Origin of the sequence: Psychrobacter sp. 1044, assembly GCF_904846525.1 — a bacterium.
Lineage (GTDB): Bacteria > Pseudomonadota > Gammaproteobacteria > Pseudomonadales > Moraxellaceae > Psychrobacter.
Genome location: NZ_CAJHAZ010000023.1, coordinates 23,643 through 29,642 on the forward strand (window position 1 = coordinate 23,643; position 6,000 = coordinate 29,642).

The 6,000-nt window shown below is 41.7% G+C and carries 3 protein-coding genes, 2 pseudogenes and 1 other annotated feature; of the genes and pseudogenes, 4 read left to right on the forward strand and 1 reads right to left on the reverse strand.

Features of this window, described 5'->3' with window-relative positions; genetic code table 11:
* Positions 1-581 precede the first annotated feature (581 nt).
* Complete coding sequence (locus JMX82_RS12795) at positions 582-914, forward strand: hypothetical protein (protein WP_045454736.1); 333 nt, start codon at positions 582-584, stop codon at positions 912-914.
* Between the two features lie 58 nt (positions 915-972).
* On the opposite strand, the pseudogene JMX82_RS12800 reads toward JMX82_RS12795, so the two are convergent.
* Positions 973-2,253: pseudogene (locus JMX82_RS12800) on the reverse strand (IS256 family transposase).
* A gap of 345 nt (positions 2,254-2,598) precedes the next feature.
* Here JMX82_RS12800 and JMX82_RS12805 point away from each other — a divergent pair.
* The 3 genes and pseudogenes from JMX82_RS12805 to JMX82_RS12815 all read left to right on the forward strand — a co-directional run.
* A pseudogene (locus tag JMX82_RS12805) lies at positions 2,599-3,817 on the forward strand (IS3 family transposase).
* Positions 2,874-2,990: a sequence feature (AL1L pseudoknot), on the forward strand. It overlaps the preceding pseudogene by 117 nt.
* A gap of 322 nt (positions 3,818-4,139) precedes the next feature.
* Positions 4,140-5,126, forward strand: a complete 987-nt coding sequence (locus JMX82_RS12810) for an OmpA family protein (RefSeq protein ID WP_045456413.1) — start codon at positions 4,140-4,142, stop codon at positions 5,124-5,126.
* An 87-nt stretch (positions 5,127-5,213) separates the two neighbouring features.
* Positions 5,214-6,000 (forward strand): Ig-like domain-containing protein (locus JMX82_RS12815; protein ID WP_201540819.1); only part of this gene is annotated, 787 nt, incomplete at its 3' end.

Here is a 6,000-nt window from a genome sequence, read left to right on the forward strand (position 1 = left end):
GCACCCGATAGTGCATTAAAGGCAGTGTTCACTGATCGCGGCTTGGCAGAAAACTCACTAAAAAATATTCGCATTTGCATTGGTAATGCTTGGATTTAAAAGGCTGTTTAATGATTGCTTGTCACTGCCTTTTCAAAATCAACAGGATCGTTGGCGCTATCACTATCAAGCGCATTTAGCATGCAGTAATGATAAATTTCTTAGACAGGGGTAACTCTATAAGTTAACTACTAAAATTTCTGCAAAGTCAGCGCTTTAGTTTTGAGCTGCTTGCACTTTGGTTGTCGATTCCAGTTTTTTTAATAACCAATTTCGCTTATAGGATAGCGTAGTGGCATCTTTACTTCCCCATATCAAAGGCCAGCATGGTAGTGGGAGCGGCTAACGAATTAGGGACGACTGAAGGCGTGTCAGACAATGGCATTAAACTATCGTTTTAAGTTTCATGGTTTGATTCAGATTGTGTATGACTGTTGGTATTCTTAGGTGACTAAATCTCAAATTTAAGCACTGCTAAACTTGAACTTTAATGACTTAGTACACACATCAGTAAGTCTATTTATCAATCTATAGGTATACCTATGTCTAAGCTAAGCCGAGAAAGCGTAGCAGAGTTTGCAGCAATACATGTAGTTATGCATGAAGCTTCCCGAGATAGCGCTGTGCAAGAAGTTATAAATAACGATGCAATACTTCAAGATGAAGAGCCTAGAGTCTTAGCTGAACACGGTCTTAACGGGGATTCTGGTGTAGACATTGAAGCGCTTACCGATACTTCAGAATACGCTCAACCAATAATGCCTGACGATCTTAAGAAAAAACGCCAAATTATGGCTGTTAGAAAAGAGTTATTGGGTGATGGTACTATTGATAAATTTTACGTTGATGATGTTGTGTACGAGCGCCTTAAGTAATTAACTATACTATTTATTTGATTAAGTGAGACCATCCCGAATTCTGTGTAACTGCCGTTTAGATTAAATGCTTACTAATACGCTCATCAAACATAATCATAAAACGATTCAGAGCAGACGTCCAGTTACGGATTGGCATCGACCACTTTTTGGATGCTTGCTGGGTGGCTAAGTACACCACCTTGAATGCTGCCTGATCAGAGGGGAACACCTTACGCTTATTCACCGCTGTCCGAATCACGCTGTTTAAAGACTCAATAGCATTGGTGGTATAAATCACTTTTCTGATGTCTTTAGGATACTCGAAGAACACCGTTAAGCCCTCCCAGTTATTACGCCAAGACTTGATGACATGTGGGTACTCTGTGCCCCAAGTCTCATCAAAGTGCTCAAGGTTGGCCTCTGCTATCTCAAGCGTATCAGCGCCATAGATGGCCTTTAAATCAGCCGCTACGGCCTTCTTATCTGTCCACGGTACGAACTTCATTGAGTAACGCACCATATGCACGATACACAGCTGAACCTTGGCTTTGGGGTAGACGGTGTTAATGGCATCGGGGAAGCCCTTTAAACCATCGACACAGGCAATGAGTATATCTTGTACCCCGCGGTTTTGTAATTCAGTGAGAACACCTAGCCAGAACTTAGCGCCCTCATTCTCTGATAGCCACATACCAAGCAGCTCTTTTTTGCCATCAAGTCCCACGCCTAAGGCCAGATAGATCGCCTTGTTGATGATCTGCTTGTCTTGGCGTACCTTAACGACGATGCAGTCCAAATAGACGATAGGATAAACACTGCTCAGCGGCCTGTTCTGCCAAGCGGTGATGTCCTCTAATATATTATCGGTGACTCTTGAGACAAGAGAGCTTGAGATGTCGACATCGTAGAGCTCTTTAATGCTCTCTACGATCTCAGTGGTGGTTTGACCTTTGGCGTATGAGCGAGGATCAGCAAGTGTCTGGGAGACACTTGCCCGAAGCGCAAGACGGAAGGCTATGCCTGTAGTGAAATATGATTTTATCATCAAGGCCACTAATACGGGTTTGATGCTTACGCACTAACGCAGGTTCAAAGTCACCATTACGGTCTCTTGGGGTGGAGATTTCAAGATCGCCTGTGTCACTGCGGACTGTCTTTTTAGTGTGCCCATTGCGCTTGTTTGGCTTGTCTGCTTTTCATGCTTGGGGTAGCCGAGATGGTCTTCCATCTCAGCCTCTAAGGCAGTATCGATAAAGGATTGCATGAGCTGCTTTTGAAAGTCTTTGATGTCATCGAAGCTTTTCATGCTACCAGCCATTTGCTCAGCCAGCTTTTTAATGTCAGATTGAGTAGTCATTGCTTATTCTCCGGTTAGGGGATTATAAGCAGTTACACAGTTTTTAGGAAACTCCCGATTAAGTAGTTCTTAATCATATCAAGCAATATCGTCCCATTATCCTCGCTCACTTCTGAATAGTTGTGAGCAGGAATTTAACCCCACAGATGAATTATCTATGATTTCATATCCGTAGACATTAACTTGAGAGATTTTAACCAAGCAGCCTGACAATAAAAGTCAAACCACATCTACCTTGGTGTCTTATAGTCTAAACTCTTTTGAACCCTCTTCTGATTGTAGTACAGCTCGATATTGAACCGCTCCGGGATTGTTGTATTCTCTCAGAATGTTGAGTCTCCGACAATGAAAAAACAAACCTACACTCCTGAGATTAAAGAGCGCGCCGTTCGCATGCTGATTGAAGCAGCAGGCGACTATCCCTCTACATGGTCAGCCATCCAAGCCATTGCCCCTAAGATTGGCTGCACGCCTGAGACCCTTCGATCCTGGCATAAAAAGCACATCAATCAAACCATTCCTGCACATATTCAAGCTCAAAGCCAAGAGCAGCGTATCAAAGAGCTTGAACGTAAATGCAGAGAGCTCAGACAAGCCAATGAGATTATACGTAAGGCTGCTGGGATTGAAGCCCAGGCGGAGATAGACCACACGCCTTAGTAATGGTCAACTTTATTGATGAGCATAAGAATAATTATGGGATCGAGCCAATCTGTCGAGTACTACTGATTACCCCATCCACATACTATCGCGCTAAAGAGCTAGAAGAAAGCCCTGAAAAGCGTTCACAGCGTAGTCAATATGACGATTATTATCTCAGTGAGATTAAACGTATTTGGCAGGACAGCAAGTGCCGTTACGGTGCGCGTAAAGTCCGGCAGCAGATGAAATCTGACGGGTTAAAGGTTGCTCGCTGCACCGTAGAGCGGTTAATGCGACAGCATAGCATTCAAGGGGTTCGGCGCGGTAAGGGTAAGATTACCACTAATAGCCGTGATGACCAACTACGGGCTAATGACCTAGTCAATCGTAACTTTAGCGCTCATCGCCCTAACCAGCTGTGGGTGGCTGACTTTACCTATATCAAGACGACAAGCGGCTGGGTCTATACTGCTTTTATCATTGATGTGTTTGTCCGCGCTATTTTGGGCTGGAAAGTATCGAATCGCATGAATACCGATATGGTGATGGCAGCGCTTAATCAAGCGATAGCGGATAGGAATAATCCTAAGGATGTCATTCATCATAGCGATCGAGGGGTTCAGTACTTATCTATTCGCTACACTGATAAGATGACTGACTGCGGCGTGATTGCTTCTGTTGGTGCAACAGGCGATTCATACGACAATGCATTGGCTGAAACGGTCAATGGGCTGTATGAGTCTGAGGTGATTCATTATTTGAAAGAGAGCTGGTCTGGTGTGAACGATGTTGAACTGGCAACCCTTGATGGGTAGATTGGTTTAACAAAATACGACTGCATAGCACAATTGGTTATGTATCACCTTTTGAATTTGAAAAGCGGTATTATGATAATTTAACCCTGTCAGGCATCGCTGCCTGACTCAAGTAAATCACTCTCCGATATAGTCGGGGCGGTTCAATACCTTAGAAAAATAAGTTGAGAGTGGGGTAGATAAAGTATACTTATAGAATTATTAAAAATCGTATATAAGTTAAAAAATCAATATAGCTATAGCTATAGTTTAACTTTGTCTATATATTTAATTTTTAGTGAAATTTTGGTATAAATATTGCAGCTTATATTCTTTGTAACTTTAAGTAAAGAACTTGAAGCAATAAATTTTTATGTGATTTATATAACTAAAAAAACACAGAACTTTTAACTAACCATTATTCTATAAGCTTATCTTCAGGATTCTACTATGGAACAACTATTTAAAAAAATCATTAGCATCGTTGTATTATCGACTATTCTATTTGGTATATCTGCTTGTGCCATCACTGGTAACAGTAACAGCATTATCGATAACGATGGAGATAGCCGACGTGTTGGCAAAGTTGTATGGAATAACCAAGTAGATACTGATATTAATGCGATGCTAGCAAGACAAGTTACTACTGATAGTGCTCGACTGGTGTTCATTCGAAAAAACGATAATAACCCTGAGCAAACAAGTGCTAATATTGCAGTCAACAATAGATTTCAAGCCAGTCTCCAAGCTGGTAACTATACTGTCGTCAACTCATGCGTGGGTACCAATCAGCTTAGTGTCCATGCTACGGGATTTAAAAGCAATGATTTACTAGCCAACAAAAATACTTATCAGCTAGTGGGTGGTCGAACTTACTTCTTTGATGTTGAGATGGACGAAACAGGTCAAAGTACATTAAAACAATTAACGTCGAATGATGCATCACAAATACTCTCTAATAATCGTTATCAATCCCATCAAATTAGCCGTGTAGTTCCTAATTGTTCAGCGCCTGTTGTAGCTACTCCAAGACCTGTGACACCGCCTCCAATGATACAACCAAAACCTCTTGTTTTAGAGAAAGCAGTCACTATCGATCTTGAAGTATTGTTTGAGACTGATAAAGCTATGGTAAACCCAGAGTACTACGCAGAATTGGCAGAATTGGCAGAATTTATGATGCAGTATCCAAACACTATGACAACTATTGAAGGTCATACAGATAGTCGTGGTAGTGATAGCTACAACCAAGCTCTATCACAGCGACGTGTCGATGCGGTAAGAGAAGTATTAATTACTCGCTTTCAGATTGCAGCTGAGCGCTTAAAAGCTATTGGTTATGGCGAGTTAAAACCAAGAGCGAGTAATGATAGCGAGGAAGGTCGACAACTTAATCGTCGTGTGGTCGCTATTGTTGAAGAACTCTTAAGCAATTAATAGTCCTATTATCCTTTAGTGACTGACGTTACCAACTTAAAAGCAACTTAAGCGACACAATTTAAATTAAAAATTTTAGGGAAGAATATGAATACTATTATCGTTAAGACTCATAATACCAATAGCACTGTTGATCAAGTGCAAGTAATTACAAAAGATGGCAAGCCTACAGTTATCGCTGCAGTAGATAAAGTTAATTATGAGTTTTACGATACGGCTATTGGCCGTGCTCCCAATCATATTATTACTAAGCGCATAAAGAATAATTTGCATATCTCATTCGAAGAAGAAGGGCAAGATAGCGATCTTATTATAGAAGGGTTCTATGACAGCTCAGATAGCGCGCTGCTCGGAATAGCTGAGAATGGAGAATATTATTATTATATTCCTGATACCGGCGAGACCTATGATTACGTCACTCAGCTAGCAATAGGTGATACGGAAGGTCAAGCATTAGGTGGTACTCAGTATATCGCAGCAGCAGGCTTACCTTGGTGGATACCTGCGGCAGCTAGTCTAGGGCTGATAGGCTTAGTTGCTGGTAGCAGTAGAGGTAAAGATAATGATAGTAAGCTAACTAACGATGATCCTATAGCAGTGAATGACAGCTACACGGTTGCTGAAGATGGTTCAGTCATCTTAACCCCACTCAAAGGTGACAGTGACATTGATGGCGATACGTTAAGTATCATCAACATTAATGGTACGGCACTGACCCCAGGGGTCGCGCAAAGCATTACCGTAGATAATGGCGTGGTCAAGATTGATATTAACGGCGCTATTACCTTTACCCCAGAAGCCAACTTTAATGGTCAAGTTGAATTTGACTACACCATCAGCGATGGCAAAGGCGGTACAGATACTGCTACAGATA

What these genes read in the sequence shown, in the direction of transcription:
- JMX82_RS12810 (WP_045456413.1), top strand. Translation starts at nt 4,140, where the DNA reads ATGGAACAACTATTTAAAAAAATCATTAGCATCGTTGTATTATCGACT.
- JMX82_RS12795 (WP_045454736.1), top strand. Translation starts at nt 582, where the DNA reads ATGTCTAAGCTAAGCCGAGAAAGCGTAGCAGAGTTTGCAGCAATACAT.